Consider the following 23,546-nt stretch of genomic DNA (forward strand, 5'->3'; position numbering starts at 1 on the left):
ACCACCGCCAGCGGGCGCTTTTTCATCTTTTAGGCTCGTTTTTTCTGTGACTGTATGAGTGACATATCAAAACTATGCCCATTTACTACGTTTAGCCCGGGATGCTCGACCATGCACCGGTTTTTGTTACATTTGTGAGCAGTATACCTGCGGTTTTGTTTATCTAAAATTCGACATGCTCGACGATAGCCAATCAAACGTAGTAAATGGGCATAGTTTTTGACAGGCGGCATCGCGCGCGTCCCTCGCAAGGGCAAAATGATCCGTTTTCCTCCGTCCCCAAGGGATCAGTTGAACAGATTGCCAATGGGATCGGGGGCGGAACTGGGGAGATAGCGGATTTCTAGCTCTATGCCGAGCTTTTGCAACTCTTTGAAGGCGGCGATGTCCGTATCGTCTACGGCAATGGTAGGCGTTGCAGAGCGCTTGCCCTCCCCTGCCTGCATATGGCCAATGCTGATCTTGGTTATTGGCACACCACCCTTAACCAGCGCGAGCGCATCGGCGGGTGAGGCCACTATGATCAAGATCCATTGGCGCGGCGTTGCGGTATAAATGATGTCGATGGTCCTTTGCACCGAGAAAAACCGCGTCCAAACGCCTTCTGGCACCGCCACCCTCATTGGTGCCCATTGGCGCGAATCCGCCGCGATCTCATCGTTGACGATTAGGACAAGGTTGGAACCCACGGCTTCGTTCCACAGCTCAACGTCTTGCCCGTAAATGAAACGGTCATCGATACGCGTAAGAAGAATCTTGGGTTGAGCCATGGCTGCCCCATTCTGTTTGAGACCCATACGAGCGGGACGTCGACCACCAACTCAACAGCAGGTCAAGTAACAAATGGGCACTGCAGACATCACGCCTCTAATATTAGTGCATTTAAAGTGAGAAAAGCCGTCAGAACACTTGCGCGGATGTGTGATGTCCCGTATCATAGACAGCCGTTGACGCCTCAGTTGCGTCATCATATGGCCGCCAGCGTAGCTCAGTTGGTAGAGCACCGCTCTCGTAAAGCGGGGGTCACCGGTTCGAGCCCGGTCGCTGGCTCCATTACACAAGATAGCCGCCTTCGGGCGGCTTTTTTGTTGCCGATTTTGAGTGCGTGCGCGCCAATCCAAACATCGCCACGTCAACGGCGGCCCACTCGGTGGACTTCGGGTTAATGCTTAGGGGGGGGGGATTTACCAAAGTGAAATCTTAATGAAAAGAAACCCAGCTGCAACAATTGCCATGGTGAGGGCTCAAATTGGCCATATAGATCTAAAATAGTCACGATATACAAATGTCGAGAGATATTGGCGATATAGATGAAAAGAACTAAGGGTTTTCTTTTGTTGGTAATGATGCTGCTCGGACTGTTCTGCCTGAGTGGCCCTTCTTGGGCCGAGGCTGCCTGTCCTGAAGGTGAGCCTCAGCAGTCTTATACGGGCAGCCTGCTGATAACTGCTAAGGAGGGCGATGCCGACTCTCAGTCTGGGGTAAATCCCCTTGCCACTTTTGAGGGGGACGGCGGAACGGTCAAGCTTGACCATATTGGTAGCGGGATTTTGAGGTGGCAAGTTCTTCCGGACAAAATTGCGAACGATCCCTTCTCTTTTGCTGGAACGATATATCTATACAAGGTTGTGAGCGGAAAACAAAAATACGTCGATTGCTATCCGACAAACGGGTCTGGAATTGCATTCACCGGCATTTCGGGGCAGATTGATACACATGTACGAAAGGGAACCTATGTGGTGCGTTGGGTTGGAGCTGCTGGAGGCCCGATATGGATTGCGGTCTTGCGCCCCGATGTCCAAATAGGTTTCTCTCTCTAGACGGGAAGTTGCTCATGAACGCCATATATGACGGAGATGACTGGGTCGATCACTATACTTGGCGCCTGGTCGGCTCGAACGACAATGGGGATGTGGTGTTTGATGGACTATGTCCAAAGCATCTCCATCCTTTTGTCTCGTCGTTAATTGAGAGTTCCGCTCGTGTTGCCCCCTACAGCTCGGCATCGCTTCATGATACGGACGTTTTGAAGACCATAAGGGAATCAATTGACGAGGGAACGATGAGCGGCCCGCTGTTTTCTCGGCTTGTGGGGCTAGATGAGATTGGCTCGAAACGACTGCTTGCGGGCGAAAAAGTGGAACTCACTTATCGGTCGATGATTTCAATCCTGCGGCTAGCCGATGTTCTTCGCAAATAAATGAGGCTTCCCTATTCAAAAAACCGAAAACCCCGCCAAACGTGATTTCCCTAGGGAAAAAACGCTTGGCGGGGTCCTGGCGTGTTTTCCCTAAGGGGATCACGCCATCAGACGAGCAGCTCAGCCGAGCAGTTCGCTACTCCTCCCAGTAAGCATCTGCAAGCAGCTTAAAGCAAATCTTCTTGACCGGCTGTGCGCCATCGCCCGGGAACTCGAGCGTGGGCATGTGAGGCTCGCCGGCAACGAACAGTGCAAACTTATCGTCGGCAAGATCGCCGGCGATCGAAGCGTCGGAATCGACCAGATCGTAGTCGTCCTTCTCGTCAAACTCCTGAACCAGCGTCAGGCTGCCCGTGGCGACCTTAAAGGCCTCGCGACCCTCGACGTCGATCTGCAGGTCGTGATAGCGCTGATGCGTCTCATAGTGAGCCTCGGCCTCGGGACGCGTCGTGGGAGACATGACGTTCGCAAAGACCTTCTCACCCAAAATCGGATGGCTGCCGACCTCGAGCTGTGCCGGGTCGTTCTCCTCGAGCCAGTCGATCAGCACGTCGAGGCCCTTGAGCATTCCGCGGTACTCCTCGATATCGCCCAATGCACCGTAAATCATCTAAATCCCCTCTCGGATCGCTTCTTTGGCGGCTAATCGGCAAACGCGTTACCGATGCTGTTGCCACCCACATACGCCTCGACCAGGGTAAGGTCGGGATTGAACACGACAAACTCGGCGTCGCGCCCCAGCATAATGCTACCGCACTTGTCGTCAACTCTAACCACAAGCAAGCAACCGATGCCGGGGGCGGCGCACAAGCTCCTACAGCTCGGTCACGACAACGCCGTTGTAAACCTCGTCCCAACGATCCATAACCAAGTGGCCAGTCATGGGATCCATGGCATTGAGCTTGCCGCAGGTGTTGGCGGTACGCAGCACCGTCTCGTCATCCGCGCCAGCAGCAATCGCATGTGCGAAGCCGGCAATGGTCGAATCGCCAGAGCCCGTAGCGTTAACGGCGGGGATATCGGGGGTCTTGGCGCGGAATGCACGGCCATTATGGAAGCCCACGGAGCCGGCAGCGCCCATGGACACGACGACCCAGGGGATATCGGAGAAGCGGGCATCAGAGGCGAGCGCGGCGCGGAGCTCGTCCACATCGTCGGTGGTAAAGCTCGTGCCCAGAAGGCCGTTAATCTCGGTCAGGTTAGGCTTGACCAGCTCGGGCTTAATATCGGACTTAAGGGCGGCCTCGAGCGAAGCACCCGAGGTATCGAGCAGCACCTTGGCGCCGGCGTTCTCGGCAATGCCCGTGATCTTGGCGTAGTAGTCCGCCTCGACACCACGGGGCAGCGAACCCGAGATGGTAACAACAGCGGCCTTGCTCGCAAGCTCGGCGAACTTGGCGGTAAAGGCATCGAGCTCCTCGGGGGCAATCGTCGGGCCGCTCTCGAGTAGCTCGGTCTGGTTGCCGGCGTGGAGGATGTTAAGGCAAATACGAGTCTCGCCCTTGATGGGTACAAAATCATTCTTAATGCCGTTAGCATCCATGAGCTCGGCCATGTAGGCGCCCATGTGGCCGCCGAGTAGACCAGTTGCCACAACGTCGTCGCCCAGCTGACCCAGTACACGGGCCACGTTAAGACCCTTGCCGCCGGCGGTCTTTTCGGGCGTCACACGGTTAACGTCGTCGATAATGAGCTCATCGAGCTGATAGCGTGTATCGACGGACGGGTTCATCGTAACGGTGAGGATCATTTTTAGCTCCTTATCTCGCAGGCTCCTTGTGCCTCGCGATACGAGTCGACAAAACGGAATTACAGAATCTCAATCGTGAACGAGCGAACGACGGTCTCCTTGGGCTTGGCGACAAGGCAGCCACGCTTATGCTCAAGCACGTCGTCCTCATCGGAGCAGGTCGAAAGGCCGCCCCAAGGCTCAACTGCCACAAAATCACCCTCGGGCTTGCTCCACACAATGAGATATGGGAAGCCCTCAAAGCTCAGGCGAACGCCCTTGTCCTCGCCCTTTTTGGAAAGCGTGACCTGGCGGCTCTCGAGCACGTCAAAGATGGTCTCCGCAAAATCGAAGAGCTCGTGCGACAGGGGCAGCGTCTTTCCCACCATGGGGTTCTTGGAGCGCTTGTCCACGTCAATCAAGCCAGTCGAAGGGACAGCGGTGCAAAGCTCTGCAGCCTCTTCTTTCTCAAAGCGCAACTCGTAGTCCGTATAGGCCTCGCCCTCATCGAGCGGGCACCTAAAGCCGGGATGCCCACCGATAAAGAACGGCATGTCCTCGGTGCCCTCGTTGGTAACCTCATAGGAGACACGCACGGCGGCGTCCTCGAGCGTATAGCGGGCGACGAGCCTAAACGGATACGGATAATCGCTCAGCAGCGCGGCGTTATCCTCCGAAGCCAGGCACATAGCCAACTCGTTCTCGCCTTGGCTCAGCAGCTTCCACTCCTGCTTGCGCGCAAAGCCGTGGCGAGCGAGCTTTACATGATGCCCGGCAAACGTCATGGCGCTGTTGTCGCGCAAGCCTCCGCAAATCGGGAAGCAAATCGGCGCCTGGCCGGACCACACGGTGGGATCACCCTGCCACAAGTACTCGCGACCGCCGGCCTCAATCGAGGTAAACGAGCCACCAGCCGTGGAAACCTTAATAGAAATCGAATCGTTGGAGAGAGCGTATTCCATTACCCATCCTTTCGAACAACTGCTTTATTTCACGCAAGCGCCCGTTTCAATCCTAACCATAGAACAAACCCGCACGCTCATCGATGCGTCCGGTATCCCGGCCATGTAACGGGGTACCATACAGACATTGATGCAATTACAGCTGAAAGGCCTTCTTATGCGAACCATCATTCTTTATGCCTCACGCCACCACGGCAATACGAAAAAGCTCGTGGACGCCATCGTCGAGGCGCACCCCGAAATCGATACCCTCGACGTCAAGGCGCTCGGCAAAAACGAGTATCCCAACCTGCACGAATACCATCTGATTGGTGTCGCCACGGGCATCTATTACTCCGAGATCGACAAGGACATGGCACGCGTGCTCACTAACGTGTTGCAGCCGCAGGACAAGGTGTTTGGCCTTATGACCTACGGTGGCAAAAACAAGTGGTACGGCAAGGATATCGATGGCATCTGCCGCATGAGGCAGGCCATCTTTATGGGTGTCTACGGCTGCCCCGGCTTTGATACGTGGGGGCCGTTCAAACTCACCGGCGGTGTCCAAAAGGGGCACCCGACCGCTGAGGAAATTAAGGGTGCCGTCGACTTCTTCGACAAGATCGAAGACGAGTATGGAGACATCATCGTCGAAGAGTACGCCAAGCGCGAGAAGCGCCTAGCATACGAGAAGGAGCATCCTGCAGGAGGCCTGGTGGCCGGCGTTAAGCGTACGGCAAAGAAAATCGCTAGCAAGCTGTAACTGTAAAGGTGCTTTTGAGCGTTTAACCCGTACGGCGGGTCCGAGCAGATTCGGGCCCGCCGTCTTTTTCTTTCGTTACTCGGTAAAGGCGTTGCCGACGCTCTGGCCGCCAACATACGTCTCGACGAGGGTGAGCTCATGGTCGAACACGACAAAGTCGGCGTCGCGACCCGGCATGATGCTGCCGCACTTATCCTCGATGTGCGCGGAGCGTGCCGGCACCTCGGTTGCCATGCGAATGGCGATATCGGCGCTGGCGATGCCCCAGTCGACGATGTTCTTGACGCCCTGGGCAAGCGTGAGCACCGAACCGGCAATGCTCTTGCCATCGGCGAGCCAGCACAGGTTGTCCTTCATGATGACGTCCATGCCGCCGCTGGTGTAGCTGCCCTCGGGCATGCCGCCGCAGCCCAGGCAGTCGGTGATGAGTACCGTGTGCTGCCAGCCCTTGGCCTGCAGCAGCGCCTTGATGGCGGCAGGGTTTACGTGCTTGCCGTCACAGATGATCTCGGCGTAGGTCTCGGACGTGGACATAGCAGCACCCACGACACCGGGCTCACGGTGATGCAGCCCGCGCTGGCCGTTATAGGTATGCGTAAAGCAGCTGGCACCGGCGTTGATGACGGCGATGCACTCATCGTAGGTGGCGTCGGAGTGACCGATGCTGGTCACCACACCCTTGGCGTTCAGAGCAGCCGCATAAGCAGCGGCGCCGTCGCGCTCGGCCGCCATGGCGCTCTTAACGATGCGACCGCCCGCAGCCTCCTGCCACTGATCAAAGACCTCCTCGGAGGGATCGATAAGATAAGCGGGGTTCTGCGCGCCCACGTGCTTCATGGTAAAGAAGGGGCCCTCCAGGTAGATGCCCTGAATGCGAGCACCGCAGAAGTCGGGGCCGCGACCCTCGTCCGCCTGAGCGATGGCGGCGCAGGCGTCCTTGATCTGCTCGACGCCATCGGTGAACGTCGTGGGTAGCCAGCTGGTGGTACCGCGACGGGCGAGCTCAGTCGAGCTGATATCGATACCCTCGGGGTCGTTATCGGTAGTTGAGTGGTTGTAGAAGCCATGGATGTGAGTATCGACCATACCCGGTGCGATCCACGATCCAGTGTAGTCCTTAATCTCGCAAGAGGGCTCGTCGGCCTGCCAGGCGCCAAAGACGCCATCCTCGACCATAAGATAGCCGCCCAGTTGCGGGCCTGCCGGCAAGAAGAACTTGTCAGCCTTAATTGCGTACGTGCTCATATGCACTCCTTGCTTCTAAAGCAGTTGACTGTGGTGATGCTTATACCCAGCTCAGGTAAAACAAAAAGCGCCCGCCCGCCGTTATGAGCGGACGGGCGCCCTTACAGGGGGGACGCGATTAAGCGGTGAAGGGGTGAATCGTCACGCCCTTAACCACGCGGTTGACCGTGCCGGTGGGGCTCGGCGTATCGGGCGTGTTGCCCACGCGCACGGAGTTGAGCAGGCTGATGGCCTGGGCAAACATCACGAACGGCAGGGCAAGGTAGCCCTCGGGGAGTGCCTCATAGCCCTTAAAGGTGAAGGACTCGCCCTCGTAGACGGTAGCGCCATCCTGCTGAACGGCAACGGTGTGCTGAGCGATCTCGTCGCCACCGATCTCGTTGAGGATGTCGATATCGTACTGACGGGTGTAGGCATCGTTGTTGACGAACACGAACACGAGGGTCTTGTCGTCGACGAAGGACTTGGGTCCGTGACGATAACCCATAGAGGTGTCGTAGGAAGTAGCGACCAGACCGTGAGCGAGCTCGAGGATCTTGAGCTGGCTCTCCTGGGCAAGGCCACCGAAGGAGCCGGAACCCAAGTAGGTCACGCGGTTGAAGTCGCCAGCCAGGTAATCGGCAACCTCGGACTCGCGAGCGATGACCTCCTCGCCCATCTTGGCGATGGTCTCGACCCACTCGGCCTTCTGCTCGTCGGAAGCCTCGTCAAAGATGAGGGTAGAGAGCAGGGTCATGCAGGTATAGGAACCGGTCATGGCGAAGCCCTTGTCGTTGGCGCGCGGGATGAGCAGCGTCAGCGCATTGGGGTCATCAGCGGACTCGACAGCGAGCTTGCCCTCGGGAGCGCAGGTGATGTTGAGGAACTTGACGTTGTGGACGAGCTCCTTGGCAACGGCGACGGCGGCAAGGCTCTCGGGGCTGTTGCCAGAGCGGGCAAAGGAAACCACGAGCGTGGGATCCTCGGCGCGCAGGAAGTCGCGCGGGGCGCTCACGATATCGGTCGTGGCGATGGGCTTAAAGTCGTAGAGATCAGTGTTGCCAGCGTGACGCAGGTACGGGGCGCAGGTATCGCCAACGTAGTCGGACGTACCGGCACCGGTGAAGACAACGGACAGACGGCCCTCGCCCATAGCGCGAGCCTCGGCCAGGAAGGCCTCGATGGCCTCCTTGTTCTCGCGATAGATGTTGAGCGTATCACGCCAAAGCTCGGGCTGCTGAGCAATCTCGGCCGTGGTGATCTGGGCGCCGAGCTCGGTGAGCTCCTCGACACTCTTCTCGAACATTTCTAATACCTCTCTCTAGAAGTAATCCTCTGACGTGCAATTATACACTTCGGTTGGTTATCTGGTAGTAACCAGTTAAATGCAAAGAATCACCATATGGAAACGATGCGGACACTAGTTGCTACGCTGGTGGTAAACCTTGTATTTAAACTGATCGGCACGAGCAACCGAGAGTGTATACTCCACAACCTCGTTTGACTCGTTATACGTAGTCCTGACCAAATCGAGCACAGGCGAGCCCTCGACAATTCCCAAAAGGTGGGCGTCGGTGGGACGGGCTATGCTCGCATAGAACTCCTCTTCAGCCACGCGTATCTTTTGCTGAAAGTCTTGCTCAATCACATCGTAAAGCGGCTTACGCTCCAGCAGCGGTCGCTTTAGGGACAGAAATTGACGAACCGGTAGATAGCTACGTTCGACCATCATGGGCATGTTGTCGGCAGAACGAAGGCGCTTGAGCTTAAAAATGCGATCACCGATACGTAATCCCATATGCTCGGCCAGATTCTTATCGGCCTCCATCTCGCAAAAATCGAGAATCGTGGTCTCGGGGTCGCGACCCATCGCGCGCATCTGCTCGGTAAAGCTGTAGGACTGCATAAGATTGGTTGCCTTTGCCGAACGGTCGGTCACAAAGGTACCGCGACCGTGCTGCCGAACCACCAGTCCTAAACGCTCCAGTTCCTGCAGAGCCAGGCGTACCGTAGTGCGCGAGAGACCATAGCGCTCCGAAAGTTCGCGCTCGGAAGGAATCATGTCACCGGCGCGATATTCATGGTCAATCTTTTCGGTCAGAATATCGACCAGCTGATCGTACAGCGGTTGCTTGCGCGCTCCGATCGCCATCCTATCCCCCCTTTTGCTCAAACTAGGCTACTACCTTGGGTGTTTAGCATTATCTGTCTGCCACACCCGAATCATCAAGAAAACAAAAGCCGCGCGCTCTTTCGAGCACGCGGCTTTTAACATACACATGGCTTAAGGGGTCGGGGTGTGAGCCGCGCAGGGACACACCCCTCAAGCTAGAGCCTTACCAGATGCTCGGCCAGAGACCAAGCGGACCAGCGCCCAGGATGCCCAGGACGAAGAGCAGCAGAATGCCCTTGGTCGGGGTCCAGCTGTGCTTAGCGAACATGTAGTAAAGCAGCAGCGTAAGCATAAGCGGGACGAGCTTCGGGACGATGGTGTTGAGGGTGTCGGCAACGGAGAAGTTGACCGGATCCTCGGTGACGGTGCCGTAGGTAACGGACTCCATGCCGTTGCCCAGATCGGTGACGCCGCACTCGACAGCGTTGCCGTCGGCATCGGAAGCGGTGAGGGCGTTGCCGTCCTCATCGGTCATGGCGATGGTACCGGCCTCAGCGGTCTCGGTATCGATGCCCTCCATACCGGTGAAGTTCTCGGCCTCCTTCTCGGAGACGATCACGGTAGTAGCGGAGAGGCCACGGGTGGTGCCGTTGGGGATCTGGAGGTTGATCTGGGTGCCACCCATGGTGACGACCAGGCAACCGACGACGAAGACGCCCATGATGGAAGCGGCACGCGTGAAGGCCTGCATGTTGGCAGTCAGAGCGTCAATAGCGCTGGTGCCAAGCTTGTAGGACCAGTTCATGAGCCAGAAGCGCAGAGCGAACTGGACGACGTTGAAGATCACCAGGAAGATGATCGGCGCAGCGGCGTTGCCGTTGATGGCCATGTTGGAGGTGATGCCGGCCGTGATAGGCACGAGCGTCAGCCAGAACAGGGCGTCACCGATACCACCGAGCGGGCCCATTGCGGCGACGCGGACGGCGCGGATCGTGGGGATGTCAACCTTGTTCTGCTCGAGCGAAAGCACGATACCCATAACAAAGGTGACGAGGAACGGGTGGGTGTTGAAGAACTCCAGGTTGTGGCTCATGGAAGCCGCGAGGTCGTTCTTGTTGGTGTGGATCTTCTCCAGACCGGGGATGATGGAGTAGAGCCAGCCAGCGGCCTGCATACGCTCGTAGTTGAACGAGGCCTGCAGGAAGCAGGAGCGCCAAGCCATCTTGTTGAGGGTCTTCTGGTCGAGCTGCGGAGCAGGAGTGAGATCCTCGTAGTGCTCCGGGATTACATACTCATTAGATGCCATCTTCGAAGTCACCTCCGTCAGAAACAGCTGCACCCTTCAGCTCGGTCTGCTGCTGGAAGTCCCAGAAAGCGATGCCGAAGCCGATGAGAGCGAGGATGAGCAGAGCAGGGGTTGCCAGAGAATCGTTGGCAACGGTGATGAGCGCGAGGCCAAAGCCCATGAGGAAGAAGCCCCACATATCGCGGTTCATCATAACCTTGAGCAGGACGGCGAAGCCGACGAAGCGCATCATGCCGCCTGCAGCGGACAGACCGGTCTGCAGCCAAGTCGGGATGGCGGAAGCGATGGTCTGACCAATGGTAGCGCCAGCGATGAAGAACAGGGTGACGACGACAGCGAAGATCAGGCCGAGCAGAGCCATGGCGAAGTAGTTCAGGCGCTCGATGCCCTTGGTGTCCGCGTTATGAGCCATGTTATCGGCCGTGGACATAAGCGGGGACATAAGCGTGAAGACCAGGGTAACGCCGAGCTGACCAAGCAGAGCGAACGGAATGGCAAGGCCGACTGCCGCGTTGGGCTCGAGACCCGTAGCGATAGCGAGAATGGCTGCCATGATGCCGCCAATGACGGCGTTAGGCGGCTGAGCGCCTCCGATCGGCATGTTGCCGATCGTCATGAGCTGATAAGTACCACCCACGAGAAGACCGGTGTTGAGGTCGCCAAGGATAAGACCGATGACGGCGCCGGTGACGATGGGCTGATAGAGAGACTCGAGGAAGTCAAACTGGTCGATTGCCGCGATGAACGTGACGACGAAGACCAGAGCGATCTGGATGATCGAGTATTCCATCTTGCTCCTCCTTTCAAAATGAATGTACGCACTTTGGATATCACGTACAGAACGTCAGGGTTTCACTCCTGACAACGTGGATCACGAGGATTACGAGAAGAGCTTGCTCGTGTCCTCAACAGGCGTGCTCGGAACGCGCCTGATCTCCAACTCCACCCCCAATTCCTGCAGCTCTTTAAACGCAGCGACATCCTCGTCGTTAACTGCGACGGAGGTGGCGACTTGGCGCTTTCCTTCCGACATGTGCATGTTGCCGATGTTTACCTTCTTTATAGGCACACCGCCGTTGACGAGCGTAAGCACGTCTTCCGGTGTTTCGGCCACGATGAAGATCTTCTGGCGCGGGCTCGCCTTGCCAATGACGTCGATGGTCTTCTGCAGAGAGAAGAAACGCGTAGCGACGCCGGCGGGAGCGGCCATCTTCATGAGGTTCTGGCGCATGGTGTTGGACGCCACGTCGTCGTTGGCGACGAGGATGAGGTTGGAGCCCAGGGTGGAGTTCCACTGGGTGGCAACCTGACCATGAACCAGTCGGTTATCGATGCGGGTAAGAAGAATGTTGGGTTCTGCCATGTTGATCAGCTTCCTTTCGTTATTTGCTGACGACAGTTACTTGATCTCCTGAATCGCGTAACGCGAAACATCTACGACGGCCCCGGATCGGACTTTGATCTGGACCTTCTCGCCTTCGATGCCTTTGACGGTTCCGTAGATACCGCCGGCGAAAAGAACCTCTTGACCCGGCTTTAGCTCGGTGTGCAGCTCCTTGAAGTACTTCTGCTTCTTCTTCATGTTGATTTGCGACCAGATGGTGTAAATCAAGCCCATGATGACAAGCAGGCCTAAAAGGGCGACCGAGGAGCTCAGGACGTTGGCTCCGAAATCGGCCATTAGATGCCGTCCTCGTCGCCGAAGATATCCTCTTCCTCGGAGCCGGCAACGGATGCGACCGTCTGGGCGGTGACGCCCGTCTGGCCAACGGTCACGGCCTGCTCGCCAAGCTCGGCGAGCGTGGCATTGCCGCGGAGGAACAGAAGCTCAATAACCATGGGAAGGTTGGTGCCAGTCAGAACCTCGACGTTGTCGACATCCTGGGCAATCATCATCGACTGGTTGAACGGGGTGCCGCCAAGCAGGTCGGTAAAGACGAGCACGCCATCGCACTCCTCGCGCATGGCGGTAATAGCGGCGCGGAGATCCTCACCGTAGGATGCGGCCTGGTCGCCCTCAAAAGGAACGACGGTAAAAGCAGGCTGGTCGCCGGCAACCATAGCGATAGCGCTTGCAAGGCCGGGTGCGAACTGTCCATGACCGGTAAGAATAAAGCCAACCATTCAAATTTCCCTTCCGAAGGTGTGTACAATCTGAGTCCGATGATTTTCGGAAGCCAGCGGGCGCTCGCCCTTAAAGCTTCTTAGAAAGCCTTCTTTGAAGACCAGTGGTTTCTAAACTGGTAGTAACCACGTGACGTGTTGTTGTCACTATATCACCCCAAAAGAGGTCGCTTTCGTTGATTCATACGGTAAAACGTTTTTGCACCGCTCACGGTGATAAATCGACCGTTTACCGGTCGTTAACACTTCTACCTGCGGTTTTGAAACCGTTTCGAAATGTTTTGGCAAAAGATCGGATCTTTTCCTGTGTCTAAACAACGCAGGGCGGCTAAAAATAGCGTGTAGAAAAATTGCAGGTCATTGTGAAGATATGTGAATTGGTCTTTTTGACTTAATACCAGTTAGAACCAGTTTTGAGATTATCGGTGAACGGTAGTTTTCGACCGCTCACCGGTTACTTGCAATCGTTTGCAGTTGTTTTCCCAGATGAATTAGGGAAGCGCGATGGAGCGCTTGCGCGGGCGCGAGGCCTACCCCAGTGGTTTCGGCAGCAAAAAGCCCGCTAGAACGTTGTCCGTTCTAGCGGGCTAAATCAGGCAGATCGGCTAGCGCGCAGTAGTGCAGGCAAACCTTACGCAAACAGGCCGTAGATGCTGATGTTGGCCTTGGCGTAGAGGCCGTTAGCATACTCGGTCCACTTGGAGCTAGCGCTTGAGGCCTGCGAGGAATACTGCTGGTAGGCGGTGTAATAGGCGGTCATGGCCTGCTTATAGGTAGCGCTATCGGCCGTAAAGGCATCGTCAGCGAAGGCCTTGGCATAGGTGCTATCGGCGTCCTTCCAGGTGCCCTTCTCGCTATCCCACTCGTCGCCGGCAAGGTTAATGATGTAGTCGGCGTAGTCCTTGCTCGCGGTCTCCTCGTTGCCGTCAGCAGGCTCGGTCGGGGCGGTCGGCATGCTTGCGGAGCTATCGCCGACCTTCTTCTTGTAGAGCTTCTGCAGCGTCGCGGACTGGCGGACGATCTGCTTGGCCTGGTCCTTGGACACGCCGTACTGTTTTGCCATGGTCTTGTAGTCGGAGGTGCCGATGGAATCCTCGGCGTACTTCTTCATCTCCTTAGAAGAGACGGTAATGCCCTCGTCCTCGGCAGCGTCGAGCAGGATCTTGTTGCGCACATAGGACAGGATGACGTCGGCAGAAGGAGCGGTGTAGTTGCCATCGCTATCCTTGACGGTATCGAGGCTGTACTGGCTCTCGATGGCCTCGCGCGCGGTGATGTCGCTCTTCTTGCCGTTGTAGCTATAGCTTGCCACGGTCGAATCGAGCTGGTCCTCGGTCAGGGTCGACGAACCGACACCCTTGCCGCCAAAGCCGCCATTGCCAATAAAGAAGCCGACCACCGCAGCGATCACGACTGCAACCACGAAGGCGGCGATCATCGTCTTCTTGTGCTTGGATGCATGGTCGTCTTCGTCGGAGTCGTCCTCGTCCTGTTCCTCGGGCATGAGGTTCTCATCAGCGGCGTCCGCGGCAATCTGAGCCTCCAGTCGAGCGTCCTCCTCCTCGGCCGTCGTACCAGCGGCAATGTGCTCGGCAGATGTACCGGCGACCAGGTCGATCTTCTCGGCCTCGTCACCGTCGGGGCCTTCGCCGCGCTCGATGATCTGGATGCCGTCGATCTCGTCCTTCTCGTCCTTCTTTTGAATCAAACCCATATCGGTTACTCCTTGTTAGGAAACATAGTCCCCAATAGAATACGCCCGACGGAGCGCCGGGCGTATTGATTCTTAGGTTATACGCAAACACTTAAGTACTATTTAGGCGTTTGCAGCCTGCATGCCTTAGACCAGGTGCGCGATAACGGCATCGGCGAAGGCCTGCGTGCCCACGGCGCCCTCAACGGAACCGGTCTGGGCACGACGCACGTCACCGGTAACCTGTTCGCCCTCGTCGAGCGTGGCAGAGACGGCGGCGCGAATGCGGTTGGCCGCGTCGTTCTCACCCAGGTGATCGAGCATCATCGCAGCAGAGAGAATCTCGGCCGTGGGGTTGGCAATATCCTGCCCCGCGATATCAGGCGCAGAGCCGTGCGTCGCCTCAAAGATGGCGCAGTCGGCACCGATGTTGGAGCCGGGGGCCATACCCAGGCCGCCCACCAGGCCGGCGCACAGGTCGCTCACAATGTCGCCGTACAGGTTTGGCAGCACCAGGACATCGAAGTCGTTGGGGTTCTGGACCAGGCCCATGCAGGTGGCGTCGACGATCTTGTCGTTGAACTCAATGTCGGGATAGTTGGCGGCTACCTCGCGCGCAACGCGCAGGAACAGGCCGTCGGTCGCCTTCATGATATTGGCCTTGTGCACGGCCGTCACCTTTTTGCGGCCGCAGCGGCGGGCGTACTCAAAGGCGTACTCCACAATACGGCGGCTCTTGGCGATAGAGATGGGCTTGATCGAGATGGCGGAATCGGCGGCAAAGGTCTTCTGACCCGAGCGCTCGACGAGCTGTGAGAGCTCCTCGACCTCGGCTGCGCCCTCGTCGAACTCGATGCCGGCGTAGAGGTCCTCGGTGTTCTCGCGCACGATGACCAGGTCAACGTCGCGGAAGCGCGAGCCGTCGCCCGGCTGCGACAGACAGGGACGCACGCAGGCATACAGGTCAAAGTGCTTGCGCAGGGCCACGTTAACGCTGCGGAAGCCCGTGCCGACCGGCGTAGTGATGGGGCCCTTGATGGCAACCTTGGTCTCGGCGACCGCGTCGAGCACGTGCTGGGGCAGCGGCGTGCCAAACTCGTCCATGACGCCGGCGCCGGCCTCCTGGACGTTCCAGTTGATCTGGACGCCGGTGGCCTCGACCACGCGGCGCATTGCCTGCGTAATCTCGGGACCGATACCGTCACCGGGAATCAGGACTACATCGTGCGCCATAATCTGTTACTCCTCGTCTTCGGCGTCGTCAGATTTTTTAACGCTAGCACGCTTCTTCTTTTTGGAGAGATCCAGGCCAAAACGTTTAACAAGCATTTCGCAAATCTCGCTCGAACGGGCCTTGAGATAGCTGCCCTTGCCGTTCTCGGCGTCGAACTTAAGGCGCAGCGCAAGCTTCTCTGCGACCTCGGCGTCGATCTCGCCCTGGCAAAACTCGTACAGGCAACCGAGCATGTCGCGATACTCAAGGTCGCCGTGGTAGCACTGGATGGCCTCGTCCAGGATGGGCCAGGCCTCGCGCGAACGCTCGACACTCGTGGCACCCCACACGCACAGCAGGCGGAAGGCGGCATAGCGCAGCGTGGAGGAGATCTCGTCGAACAGCGCGGTCTCGGCGCCCTCAAAGGCATCGCCCAGCTGCTCGGGGCAGGTGGTGGCGAGTGCCGCCAAGGCATCGAGGGCCTCCCAGCGGGTCTGCGCCTCGGGGCGATCGAGCGCCTCGATCAGCGCGGGCACGCAGGGCACGACGCGCTGCGGATCGCGCTCGGCAAGCAGGTGCAGCACGCGGGCGGCAAACTGGCGGATGCGGCGCGTGGGGCAGCCGAGCTCCTGGACCAGGCGGTCGACGGCGTTCTCGTTCTCCTCTGCCAGCTGAAGCTGTGCCAGCTCCTCGTCGGTGAGCTGTTCGTCTTTGTTTTCTGCCATAGTTACCTCTTCTTACTATTTCTTAGCGTGCTTGCCAGCACCCTTGCTGTCATCGGTGACCGAGATGAGCTGTCGGTCGGCAGCGCCATTACGACGCGCGCGGCGGCGCTCCTCGGCGTCGCCCGCGTCGGCGGCGGCGCGATGGGCCTTGTTGACGTTAAAGACCTCGTCGTGCTTGCGCCACGGACCGACGGACTCGCCAAAGCTCATCTTAAGACCGGCGATAAAGCCGCCGAGCCAGCCGATCGGCGCAAACTGCACCAGGGGGAACAGCGAGAACACCCAGGTCAGCAGGACGACTGCCGCCGCTCCCGCAAAGTTGGCAATCCAGTAGTCGCGCTTGGTGATGACGCGCTTTTCGCACGCCCACTGGCCGCACAAAAAGCCGATGTAGATCGCAAAGAGAAAGAGCACCAGCGCAAGCACCACGAACGTCCAGCTCATGGGCGCTACTCCTCGTGATGGTGGCCGCAGCAGCACTCGTGGCCGTCATCATGGCCGTGGCCGCCGCAGCACTCGTGGTCCTCGCCGTGATGGTGGCCGCAACCGCACTCATGCTCGTCGCCGTGCTCGCCGCAACCGCAGCCGTCCTCGTGGGCACCGTGCTCCTCGGGGCGATACTGCGACCAGTCCAGACCGGCGGCGATGGCGTCGGCCTCCTCCTTATAGAGGACCGTGATGGCCTGGGTGCCCAGCTTGGCGCCACCGATAGCGTCGAGCATGTCGTAGAGCGTAAAGGCCACGTCGGCGCCGGGCAGCGCGAGCTCGCGGTCATCGGCGTAGGCGAGCGCCAGACGCAGGTCCTTAATGAAGTGCTCGACCATAAAGCCGGGCTTGTAGTCGCCGTCGAGCGCCTTGGGGGCCAGGCTCTCCATGGCGCCGGACTTGCCGGTGCCGCCCAGGATCATCTGGCGGGTCTTCTCCAGGTCAAGGCCGCTCAGCTCGGCAAATGCCATGGCGTCGGCCATGCCGACCATGCAGGCGCCCAGCGACACCTGGTTGGCGAGCTTGGCAGCCTGGCCCTTGCCGGCGCCATCGAAGCAGCAGATGTTGGCCGCAAAGGTGGCAAGGATATCGCGGACCGGCGCGATGTCGTTCTCGGTGGCGCCCACGATAGCCGTGAGCGTGCCGGCGATGGCGCCCGACTCGCCGCCGGTGACGGGGCAGTCAAACGCCATGCGGCCGGAAACCTGGGCGGCCTCGGCAATGTCGCGCGCCAGCTCGGGGGAGCTCGTGGTGAGGTCGATCAGCACCGCGCCGGGCTTGGTGCACGCGAGCAGGCCGTCGCCCGCCAGGTAGAGCTCCTCGACCTCGGAGGGATAGCCCACCATGGTAAAGACGACATCGGCGTTCGCCGCGGCATCGGCCGGCGTATCGGCCCAGACGGCGCCGCGCTCAACGAGCGCTGCGGCCTTGGACTTGGTGCGGTTGTTGACCGAGACGGGATAGCCGGCATCCAGGATGTGGCCGGCGATGGGGGCACCCATGATTCCGGTGCCGATAAATGCGACGGAGAGCTTGTTTGCCATGAAACCTTTCCTTTTGGGTTGGGTGTTGTTACCAGGTTGAATACTCGGTGCCAGCGTTTGGGCTGTGAGTTGGGATCGATTACGGCCGCGTTACTTGCCTACTGACCGCGCACGCGGCGGGCGATGCGGTCGGAAAGCGACGCCTTGTCGGCGCGGTTCTTGCCCCAAAACGCGCAGGCCACCATGCCGGGGCCCACGTGCGAGCCGATGGTGGGACCCACGGAGCTGCGAATGATCGTGACGTCGGCGCAGCCCTCCTCCTTACGGATGGCGGCTTCGAGCCAGTCGCCGTCCTTTTCGGCATCGGCCGTCATAATGGCGATGGGCATGGTGCGATCGGGCACATAGTTCTCGCGGAACGACTTGAGAATGGACTTGAGCGCCTTCTTGCGACCGCGGTTGACGCCGATCAGCGACAGCGAGCCGGCCAGGTCGTAGGACAGCTCGGGCTTGACATCGAGCTTTGCCGTGAGCTGTGCCGCCGCGGGCGGAATGCGGCCGCCGGCAGCCAGCGCGTCAAAGCTCTCGAGCGTAAAGTAACCGTGGACATAGGTCTTGGCCTCGTTTGCCCAGTCGACCAGCTGCTTGGCGGTCAGTCCCGCCGAACGCTGGCGCACGGCCTCAAGCGCCAAAAGCTCGCCGGTCGCACAGGGCAGAGCGTTGTCGACCACGTACAGCTCAAAGTTGGGATACTCGGCGCGCACGGCACCCGCCGCCTGGCACGCGGAGTTGTAGCTCGACGACAGCGCCGAGGTAAAGCACAGGTAGACCGTGGGCGTACCCTCTTTGGCGCACTCGGTAAAGAACTCGATATAGCGACCGAGCGACACGGCAGAGGTAGACACGCGAGCGCCGGCGCGCATGCGGTCGTAGAACTCCTTAGGGCTGATGCTCGACCAAATATCGTCCGTGCGCTCCTCGCCATCGATGATAAAGGGGAAGCCCAAGATATCGACATCGAGGTTCGCAGCGACCTCGGGGCTAAAGTCGCAGCAGGTATCGACGACGATGCGGCAACGGTCCGAATGACCGGCGGATGCGGCCTTGTCCATCAAAGCGACTCCTTACGTAAAAAGGCGGCCACCCGCATGGGATGGCCGCCAACCGTTAACTCATGCAAGTTAACGTATTTTACTCGTCAAGTGTTTCGATGCGGGGCTTGATGATGCCATATCCACCATTCTTACGGTGATACACCACATTGATGAGGCCAGTCGTCGCGTTCTCGAACACGTAGAAGTCGTGGCCCAGCAGATCGGTCTGCACCAGCGCCTGCTCCTCAGTCATCGGGGTGACATCGATGACCTTCTCGCGGACGAGCAGGTCGTCGTCCTCCTCGGGCAGCAGCAGGTCGGCCAGATCCTCGACACGCTCGACCGGTGCAACATCCGCTGCGCTGGCACCACCCTGGCGGTTGTCCACGACCTTGGTCTTGAACTTGCGCAGCTGGCGGGTGACCTTATCGGCGGAGAGGTCGATGGCGGCGTACATATCTGCACCGTGCTCGGCAACGCGAATCACCGAACCGCGGGCGCGAACCGTAACCTCGACGATTGCCGGGTTGGGGTTCGAGGGGTTCTTCTCATAGCGAAGTACAACGTCGACCGTCATGGGCTCGATATCGAAAACCTTGAGCGCCTCGCCGATCTTCTCATCCACATGCGCACGCAGAGCATCGGTTACCGTCGTCTTGCGTCCAGAAACCTTGATATCCATACGTGGCTCCAATCTGCCTCGGGGACTTACTGTACTGGCTATGTACCCATTGCCGTGCATTTAATCACGCGGATTCCCAAAGACCCGAATAACGATTGCTTGATACCGCATACCGAAGTCTCGCACTTTTCTGTGGCAAAGTGCGCTATAGGAGGGAGCCGGCGACTTTGTATTTGGTCCCGAAAATTGGCTTTGAACTGCTGGTTTTATAGAGATGAAAAAGCCGGGCTCCCCTATTGGGGAAGTCCGGCGGTGCGTGTTGAAACCGTGAAGAGGTGTCCTTTCCAACGTATAGAAGACACCACCCCTAGCAATAACTAGCTATTAAGCTTGTTAATGTCGTCGTCGGTGATGGTGCCTTCCTGGCTGGACGATTTGTCCTCGGAGGATGCGGTCTCATTGTTGGAATCGGAGGACTCGCTGCCGGAAGACGTGGTCTCACTGGACTCAGAGTCGCCCGGCTGCACGTTAGCGCCCGAAACCGTCTTAGTGGTGAGGTCGTAGGGCATCGTGCCGTACCAGACGCAGTGGACCGCCTCGAGCGTGCCGTCGGCCGTAATACCGTCGAGGGCATCGCTCACGGCACGGCACAGTTCGTCATTGGACGAGAGGCCCGCAACACCAAGCGTCGAGGGCGCCTCGAGCGCACCGACATAGGAGACCTCGCTCATCAGGCGTGCAAGATAGCCGCCGGCTGTGGAGTCGCAGATCACATAGTCGACCTCGCCGGACTCGAGCGCCTCAAAGCACTCGTTGATGTTGGAGTAGGTCTTTTGGTTGGCGGTGATGCTCTGCTTAGCAAGCGCCTCCTGCGAGGCCGAGGACATCTGGACACCCAGAGTAGACGTGTTAAGGGTATCGGTGGAAACGCTTAGCGACCCACCATCGCTGGTTTTACCGAACACGGAAGCGGCATCGTACAGGCAGGTGCCGAGCGAGCTAACGTCCCCGTCCGTGGAGTTGATCTCGCCGATAAAGATATCGGCCTTTTTGTCGCCGAGCGCGGAACCTGCCGAAGACGCATCGACAAAGGCGACCTTAAGGCCCATGCGGCTTGCGAGGGCACGGGCGGCGTCAACCGCATACCCCGTGAGCTCGCCGTCGGCGCCCTGCATTGCCTGCGGCGCATCGGAAGTATCGAGGGCAACCGTCAGGGTTCCGGGAGTGACCAGGGCATCGTCCGACACCGCCGGCGTGACGGTCTCGTACTCGATCTGGTCGATCGTGGGAGTCGTGAACGTAGACAGCGGGTTGAACGCGCATCCGCTCAGGCCCAAAACGGCAATGACCGCTGCGGTCCCAGCACCTAACCGAGCCGCGTGCATCAAGCTGCCCCTCACCATGTCCACTACCCTGCCTTCTGTGTCGTATACGATCCGTGCGTTGCGCGGAATATCGGGTTGTTCCCACCAGCTGACCTGGTATTTGACCCCACACTTGCGCACCGGGGTGTTTGCTCGGGAGGCCGCAGCCACCTTCACGACTGGCCCGCTCGCCCGCGAGGCGGTATTGCCCCAAAGAAAGTAGAACGGACGGTGCGGCTTACATCTAGGACGCGCCATGATCGCGCCGCGCGCACGCGGTCGCTTACGTGGATCCCTTTGACCGCGTCTGTCTTGGACTAGGACGGGCATTTCGTCCGTCCGCAACCACAGCCTGGCAGGAACGTAGCGCATTATAGCTAAGTTCAAGCTAAAGTTTAAGGTTAAGGGCGTCATTCGCATCGTGCGCACAGATTTTGCAGGTCGGAGTGGGCTATTCGTGCCCCTATGAAGCCCGGAGCTCCCCTACGGGGAGCTCCGGGGCGCCCTTCTTAGGGTGCCCTGGTCAAAATATGGCAAATATGAGTACTGCCACCAATTTAGTAACAGGCAGTTTTAGCCTCTCGGACAGATTTTGCGCTCAGTGTCGCCAACCTGATGCTTAGTTATTCTACATTTGTTTATTATCTTCATACTTTATGACGCCTCCGAGTCCTAAATTCCTTGATTTTGCTGTTACTGATTTAGTGACAGTACTCATATTTGCCATATTTTGGCCAGGGCATATGATTAACCCCCTATTTTCGACGTGAATTAGACCGGCTTAAGCCCAAAACACGCCCGCAGCGTGTTAAGCAACGCCTCTTGCTTCTTCCTGCGGGCATCGACACGATTCCGGTACCGCTTTCGCATACGCTGGTGCATGCGCCATGCGAGCGCTTCCATCGCTTCCATGTCACAGAGCATTTCGTTGTTGACCGTCGCGACCTCGATTCCCATAGTAATCAAGCCCGTGTTGCGCTTTTCATCATGGATACGTCCCCTCCGAGAGGAATGGCCCAGCTCACCGTTGTATTCCAGGTCAAACCGGGCTGCCTCTTGATACGCATCGCAAACTGCATGAGGCATCCCCGAGATTGCCTGCGCACGGTCATCGAACTCGATCTTGTAGTCGGTCTTAAAAGGTCCGCAGGCAAACCCGCCATAGGAAAACGGAAGCGAAAACAGGGCGAGCATGATGCACTCCATGGGCGAGAGCAGGTTTTCCGAAAGATAGGGACACAGACGCAGCAGCTGTTTGGCCACATTCCCCTTGCATGCCGCAAGGTAATCTGCCAGACGATCGGGCATCAGCACCGGCTCGACTTCAAAGTAGCCCACGTCTGCTGGCTGGTCCTTGTCCTTTGCAAGTTTATTCGTAACAGGCGAGGTGTAGGGAGGCAGATACTTCCCGCGGTCGCTCAGTGAAATCTTAGAGCACAGCTCCTGGGCCAGGGCAAACGCCTGGATGCAGCCGACCTCACGCGCAACGGCAACACAAAGGGCCTCGGGAGATAGGCTGTACACCCCCGGTTCCACCTCTAGAATCGAGCCGGCGGGCAACCCGGAACACACGGACCAGCCTACGCCAGGCATGCGGCGGCGCTGCGCCGCAGATCCCACCAACAAGCACAGATCTTCCTGCACCTCGCCACTTTTGGCTCCAATTCGCACCAAGTCAGGAAGATAGATATCCTCGGTCGAGGGCGACGACGTGCGCAGCACACGGCGCTCTTCATCGGGATTAAGGTCCTTCCAGCTGATGTAGCCCATCTGCCGGCGCTCGGCGCGCATCATGCGTAGCGCCGAGGCACCTGTTAGGATTACGGAAGCCGCTAGCTGTTCGCCTGTCGGCTCGTTGCGCCGCTCAATCTTCACTGCCACAAAACCACCCCTACCAAACACGTGCGATAGCAAGGCCATCGACTGCCGCAGCGCCGGCACGCTTGAGCTCCGCCGAGGCTGCTGCCATGGTCGCGCCCGTGGTGATAACGTCATCGATAAGCAGTAGGCGGCGGCCGCGCACGTCCTCAACCGTCTCGTACATGCCTTGGGCACGCTCGCGACGCTCCTCACGACCGAGTTCGCGCTGGTCGCCACGCCCGTACTTGACGAGGGCATCGAGCAGGGGAACACCCGACAGCTCGCAAAATGGGCGCGCAATGGCCTCCATATGATCAAAGCCACGCCGCCGAAACGCTGCCGCCGTCGCAGGCACAAACACCACCGCATCCGCACCGGACAGCACACCTCCTAAGCGTTCGGGCGCTACGACCTGGGCATGCAGGGCGGTGTCGTAGAGCAGCTCCGCCAGATACGGCGCCAGGCGTCGCTCGCCCGCGTCCTTGTACGCTTTAATGATGCGCGGCAGCGGATGCGCGTAGACGGCGCACGCCAGGCAGCGGTCGAGCGCCTCCGCCATTGCCGAGGACGTGCCCTCGACCGAACACTCAGTGCACAGCAAATCCCCAAACGGGGCGCCGCATCGGGTACAGCTATGACGTGGGTCGATGAGCGTGAGTGCGGCCAGGCAGTCTTGGCAAATAAGCGCACCGGCGCGCTCGCAGCCGGCACATCGTGTTGGCGACAATGCCTCGAGTGCCTCGCGTGCCGCCCGCTCGGCAAACGGCAGCAATTCGTCCGCAAACGGTAGGGCGCCGGCACCCTGCAGACAGCTCAATATGTTCAGATGGCTCTTCAAGACACAACCCTCCCTACATTCGGTCGCAGGGAGGGTTGTTGATCCGGCGCTATGATACCCCGATGCGCTCGGGGCAAGGCGGGCTAAATCCGCTCGCGGGCGTTATTCGCCGGCGGGCGGTTGTGGTGCGGACGAAGACGGGGTCGAGCCCTCGCCACCATCCTGGCGCGGCTTGCGGGAACGGCGCCGGCGACGGCGCTTTTGACCCTGGTCGGCCGAGCCCTCGCCACCGCGATCCTCGCGCGGCTCCCCCCCCGCGCGCGCCCCG

Annotated in this window: 26 protein-coding genes and 1 tRNA gene; 4 read left to right on the plus strand and 23 right to left on the minus strand. The window is 58.9% G+C overall.

Annotation, left to right across the window (positions count from 1 at the left end):
• Window positions 1–287: 287 nt before the first annotated feature.
• Window positions 288–770 carry a PTS sugar transporter subunit IIB gene (locus DW171_RS06515; protein WP_118270761.1) on the minus strand — a complete coding sequence of 161 codons (483 nt, stop codon included), beginning with the start codon at window positions 768–770 and terminating at the stop codon, window positions 288–290.
• A gap of 207 nt (window positions 771–977) precedes the next feature.
• On the opposite strand from DW171_RS06515, the gene DW171_RS06520 reads away from it, so the two are divergent.
• From DW171_RS06520 to DW171_RS06530, 3 genes are all read left to right on the plus strand, one after another.
• Window positions 978–1,053: transfer RNA gene (locus DW171_RS06520), tRNA-Thr, on the plus strand.
• Between the two features lie 257 nt (window positions 1,054–1,310).
• Window positions 1,311–1,820 carry a hypothetical protein gene (locus DW171_RS06525; RefSeq protein WP_117790543.1) on the plus strand — a complete coding sequence of 170 codons (510 nt, stop codon included), beginning with the start codon at window positions 1,311–1,313 and terminating at the stop codon, window positions 1,818–1,820.
• 14 nt (window positions 1,821–1,834) lie between these two features.
• Window positions 1,835–2,200 (plus strand): hypothetical protein, encoded by a 366-nt coding sequence (locus tag DW171_RS06530; RefSeq protein ID WP_117766459.1) that lies wholly within the window; start codon window positions 1,835–1,837, stop codon window positions 2,198–2,200.
• 136 nt (window positions 2,201–2,336) lie between these two features.
• On the opposite strand, the gene DW171_RS06535 is transcribed toward DW171_RS06530, so the two are convergent.
• The 4 genes from DW171_RS06535 to DW171_RS06550 are packed head-to-tail and all read right to left on the minus strand — an operon-like array spanning window position 2,337 to window position 4,891.
• Window positions 2,337–2,810 carry a YhcH/YjgK/YiaL family protein gene (locus DW171_RS06535; protein ID WP_089572396.1) on the minus strand — a complete coding sequence of 158 codons (474 nt, stop codon included), beginning with the start codon at window positions 2,808–2,810 and terminating at the stop codon, window positions 2,337–2,339.
• Window positions 2,811–2,842: 32 nt separating this feature from the next.
• Window positions 2,843–2,977 carry a hypothetical protein gene (locus DW171_RS10380; RefSeq protein ID WP_255413387.1) on the minus strand — a complete coding sequence of 45 codons (135 nt, stop codon included), beginning with the start codon at window positions 2,975–2,977 and terminating at the stop codon, window positions 2,843–2,845.
• 37 nt (window positions 2,978–3,014) lie between these two features.
• Window positions 3,015–3,950 (minus strand): hexose kinase, encoded by a 936-nt coding sequence (locus DW171_RS06545; protein WP_118270763.1) that lies wholly within the window; start codon window positions 3,948–3,950, stop codon window positions 3,015–3,017.
• 59 nt (window positions 3,951–4,009) lie between these two features.
• Window positions 4,010–4,891, minus strand: a complete 882-nt coding sequence (locus tag DW171_RS06550; RefSeq protein WP_089572398.1) for an aldose 1-epimerase family protein — start codon at window positions 4,889–4,891, stop codon at window positions 4,010–4,012.
• Window positions 4,892–5,048: 157 nt separating this feature from the next.
• On the opposite strand from DW171_RS06550, the gene DW171_RS06555 reads away from it, so the two are divergent.
• Window positions 5,049–5,633, plus strand: coding sequence for a flavodoxin domain-containing protein (locus tag DW171_RS06555; RefSeq protein WP_118270764.1), 585 nt, complete (start codon window positions 5,049–5,051; stop codon window positions 5,631–5,633).
• 75 nt (window positions 5,634–5,708) lie between these two features.
• Here the strand turns inward: DW171_RS06555 and nagA are convergent, their stop codons facing one another.
• The 18 genes from nagA to DW171_RS06645 form a co-directional block, all read right to left on the minus strand.
• Window positions 5,709–6,878 (minus strand): N-acetylglucosamine-6-phosphate deacetylase, encoded by a 1,170-nt coding sequence (gene nagA, locus DW171_RS06560; RefSeq protein WP_118270765.1) that lies wholly within the window; start codon window positions 6,876–6,878, stop codon window positions 5,709–5,711.
• 118 nt (window positions 6,879–6,996) lie between these two features.
• The gene (locus tag DW171_RS06565) at window positions 6,997–8,163 is read right to left on the minus strand and encodes an SIS domain-containing protein (protein ID WP_117797507.1); all 1,167 of its coding nucleotides are present in this window, start codon (window positions 8,161–8,163) and stop codon (window positions 6,997–6,999) included.
• A 114-nt stretch (window positions 8,164–8,277) separates the two neighbouring features.
• Entirely contained in the window at window positions 8,278–9,009 is a 732-nt protein-coding gene (locus DW171_RS06570) for a GntR family transcriptional regulator (protein WP_089572401.1), read from the minus strand.
• A 184-nt stretch (window positions 9,010–9,193) separates the two neighbouring features.
• On the minus strand, window positions 9,194–10,276 hold the full coding sequence (locus DW171_RS06575) for a PTS system mannose/fructose/sorbose family transporter subunit IID (RefSeq protein ID WP_022094609.1): 1,083 nt from the start codon (window positions 10,274–10,276) through the stop codon (window positions 9,194–9,196).
• The gene (locus tag DW171_RS06580; protein ID WP_022094610.1) at window positions 10,266–11,066 is read right to left on the minus strand and encodes a PTS sugar transporter subunit IIC; all 801 of its coding nucleotides are present in this window, start codon (window positions 11,064–11,066) and stop codon (window positions 10,266–10,268) included. Before DW171_RS06580 ends, DW171_RS06575 begins: the two co-directional genes overlap by 11 nt.
• A gap of 90 nt (window positions 11,067–11,156) precedes the next feature.
• Window positions 11,157–11,639 (minus strand): PTS N-acetylgalactosamine transporter subunit IIB, encoded by a 483-nt coding sequence (agaV, locus tag DW171_RS06585; RefSeq protein ID WP_118270766.1) that lies wholly within the window; start codon window positions 11,637–11,639, stop codon window positions 11,157–11,159.
• Between the two features lie 36 nt (window positions 11,640–11,675).
• Window positions 11,676–11,957: a preprotein translocase subunit YajC gene (gene yajC, locus DW171_RS06590; protein WP_022094612.1), complete on the minus strand. Its 282-nt coding sequence runs from the start codon at window positions 11,955–11,957 to the stop codon at window positions 11,676–11,678.
• Window positions 11,957–12,400, minus strand: coding sequence for a PTS sugar transporter subunit IIA (locus DW171_RS06595; RefSeq protein WP_035137680.1), 444 nt, complete (start codon window positions 12,398–12,400; stop codon window positions 11,957–11,959). Before DW171_RS06595 ends, yajC begins: the two co-directional genes overlap by 1 nt.
• A gap of 631 nt (window positions 12,401–13,031) precedes the next feature.
• Entirely contained in the window at window positions 13,032–14,114 is a 1,083-nt protein-coding gene (locus DW171_RS06600) for a hypothetical protein (RefSeq protein WP_118270767.1), read from the minus strand.
• Between the two features lie 126 nt (window positions 14,115–14,240).
• The gene (locus DW171_RS06605; protein ID WP_117743273.1) at window positions 14,241–15,326 is read right to left on the minus strand and encodes an isocitrate/isopropylmalate dehydrogenase family protein; all 1,086 of its coding nucleotides are present in this window, start codon (window positions 15,324–15,326) and stop codon (window positions 14,241–14,243) included.
• A gap of 6 nt (window positions 15,327–15,332) precedes the next feature.
• The gene (locus tag DW171_RS06610) at window positions 15,333–16,031 is read right to left on the minus strand and encodes a hypothetical protein (RefSeq protein ID WP_118270768.1); all 699 of its coding nucleotides are present in this window, start codon (window positions 16,029–16,031) and stop codon (window positions 15,333–15,335) included.
• Window positions 16,032–16,046: 15 nt separating this feature from the next.
• Window positions 16,047–16,475: a hypothetical protein gene (locus DW171_RS06615; RefSeq protein ID WP_055310425.1), complete on the minus strand. Its 429-nt coding sequence runs from the start codon at window positions 16,473–16,475 to the stop codon at window positions 16,047–16,049.
• A 5-nt stretch (window positions 16,476–16,480) separates the two neighbouring features.
• Window positions 16,481–17,560, minus strand: coding sequence for an NAD(P)-dependent oxidoreductase (locus DW171_RS06620; protein WP_118270769.1), 1,080 nt, complete (start codon window positions 17,558–17,560; stop codon window positions 16,481–16,483).
• A gap of 98 nt (window positions 17,561–17,658) precedes the next feature.
• The gene (locus DW171_RS06625) at window positions 17,659–18,612 is read right to left on the minus strand and encodes a DegV family protein (RefSeq protein ID WP_118270770.1); all 954 of its coding nucleotides are present in this window, start codon (window positions 18,610–18,612) and stop codon (window positions 17,659–17,661) included.
• 79 nt (window positions 18,613–18,691) lie between these two features.
• On the minus strand, window positions 18,692–19,276 hold the full coding sequence (hpf, locus tag DW171_RS06630) for a ribosome hibernation-promoting factor, HPF/YfiA family (protein ID WP_055285508.1): 585 nt from the start codon (window positions 19,274–19,276) through the stop codon (window positions 18,692–18,694).
• A gap of 317 nt (window positions 19,277–19,593) precedes the next feature.
• Window positions 19,594–20,601, minus strand: coding sequence for an ABC transporter substrate-binding protein (locus DW171_RS06635; RefSeq protein ID WP_158571027.1), 1,008 nt, complete (start codon window positions 20,599–20,601; stop codon window positions 19,594–19,596).
• A gap of 750 nt (window positions 20,602–21,351) precedes the next feature.
• On the minus strand, window positions 21,352–22,461 hold the full coding sequence (locus DW171_RS06640) for a hypothetical protein (protein WP_117629900.1): 1,110 nt from the start codon (window positions 22,459–22,461) through the stop codon (window positions 21,352–21,354).
• Between the two features lie 10 nt (window positions 22,462–22,471).
• Window positions 22,472–23,278, minus strand: coding sequence for a double zinc ribbon domain-containing protein (locus DW171_RS06645; RefSeq protein ID WP_233539124.1), 807 nt, complete (start codon window positions 23,276–23,278; stop codon window positions 22,472–22,474).
• Window positions 23,279–23,546: the final 268 nt, after the last annotated feature.

The organism is Collinsella sp. AM15-2, from assembly GCF_003471985.1.
Classification (GTDB): domain Bacteria; phylum Actinomycetota; class Coriobacteriia; order Coriobacteriales; family Coriobacteriaceae; genus Collinsella.

Excerpts from the sequence above, each read along its gene's own strand:
- DW171_RS06515 (WP_118270761.1), bottom strand. The coding sequence starts at position 770 with ATGGCTCAACCCAAGATTCTTCTTACGCGTATCGATGACCGTTTCATT.
- DW171_RS06525 (WP_117790543.1), top strand. The coding sequence starts at position 1,311 with ATGAAAAGAACTAAGGGTTTTCTTTTGTTGGTAATGATGCTGCTCGGA.
- DW171_RS06530 (WP_117766459.1), top strand. The coding sequence starts at position 1,835 with ATGAACGCCATATATGACGGAGATGACTGGGTCGATCACTATACTTGG.
- DW171_RS06535 (WP_089572396.1), bottom strand. The coding sequence starts at position 2,810 with ATGATTTACGGTGCATTGGGCGATATCGAGGAGTACCGCGGAATGCTC.
- DW171_RS06545 (WP_118270763.1), bottom strand. The coding sequence starts at position 3,950 with ATGATCCTCACCGTTACGATGAACCCGTCCGTCGATACACGCTATCAG.
- DW171_RS06550 (WP_089572398.1), bottom strand. The coding sequence starts at position 4,891 with ATGGAATACGCTCTCTCCAACGATTCGATTTCTATTAAGGTTTCCACG.
- DW171_RS06555 (WP_118270764.1), top strand. The coding sequence starts at position 5,049 with ATGCGAACCATCATTCTTTATGCCTCACGCCACCACGGCAATACGAAA.
- nagA (WP_118270765.1), bottom strand. The coding sequence starts at position 6,878 with ATGAGCACGTACGCAATTAAGGCTGACAAGTTCTTCTTGCCGGCAGGC.
- DW171_RS06565 (WP_117797507.1), bottom strand. The coding sequence starts at position 8,163 with ATGTTCGAGAAGAGTGTCGAGGAGCTCACCGAGCTCGGCGCCCAGATC.
- DW171_RS06570 (WP_089572401.1), bottom strand. The coding sequence starts at position 9,009 with ATGGCGATCGGAGCGCGCAAGCAACCGCTGTACGATCAGCTGGTCGAT.
- DW171_RS06575 (WP_022094609.1), bottom strand. The coding sequence starts at position 10,276 with ATGGCATCTAATGAGTATGTAATCCCGGAGCACTACGAGGATCTCACT.
- DW171_RS06580 (WP_022094610.1), bottom strand. The coding sequence starts at position 11,066 with ATGGAATACTCGATCATCCAGATCGCTCTGGTCTTCGTCGTCACGTTC.
- agaV (WP_118270766.1), bottom strand. The coding sequence starts at position 11,639 with ATGGCAGAACCCAACATTCTTCTTACCCGCATCGATAACCGACTGGTT.
- yajC (WP_022094612.1), bottom strand. The coding sequence starts at position 11,957 with ATGGCCGATTTCGGAGCCAACGTCCTGAGCTCCTCGGTCGCCCTTTTA.
- DW171_RS06595 (WP_035137680.1), bottom strand. The coding sequence starts at position 12,400 with ATGGTTGGCTTTATTCTTACCGGTCATGGACAGTTCGCACCCGGCCTT.
- DW171_RS06600 (WP_118270767.1), bottom strand. The coding sequence starts at position 14,114 with ATGGGTTTGATTCAAAAGAAGGACGAGAAGGACGAGATCGACGGCATC.
- DW171_RS06605 (WP_117743273.1), bottom strand. The coding sequence starts at position 15,326 with ATGGCGCACGATGTAGTCCTGATTCCCGGTGACGGTATCGGTCCCGAG.
- DW171_RS06610 (WP_118270768.1), bottom strand. The coding sequence starts at position 16,031 with ATGGCAGAAAACAAAGACGAACAGCTCACCGACGAGGAGCTGGCACAG.
- DW171_RS06615 (WP_055310425.1), bottom strand. The coding sequence starts at position 16,475 with ATGAGCTGGACGTTCGTGGTGCTTGCGCTGGTGCTCTTTCTCTTTGCG.
- DW171_RS06620 (WP_118270769.1), bottom strand. The coding sequence starts at position 17,560 with ATGGCAAACAAGCTCTCCGTCGCATTTATCGGCACCGGAATCATGGGT.
- DW171_RS06625 (WP_118270770.1), bottom strand. The coding sequence starts at position 18,612 with ATGGACAAGGCCGCATCCGCCGGTCATTCGGACCGTTGCCGCATCGTC.
- hpf (WP_055285508.1), bottom strand. The coding sequence starts at position 19,276 with ATGGATATCAAGGTTTCTGGACGCAAGACGACGGTAACCGATGCTCTG.
- DW171_RS06635 (WP_158571027.1), bottom strand. The coding sequence starts at position 20,601 with ATGCACGCGGCTCGGTTAGGTGCTGGGACCGCAGCGGTCATTGCCGTT.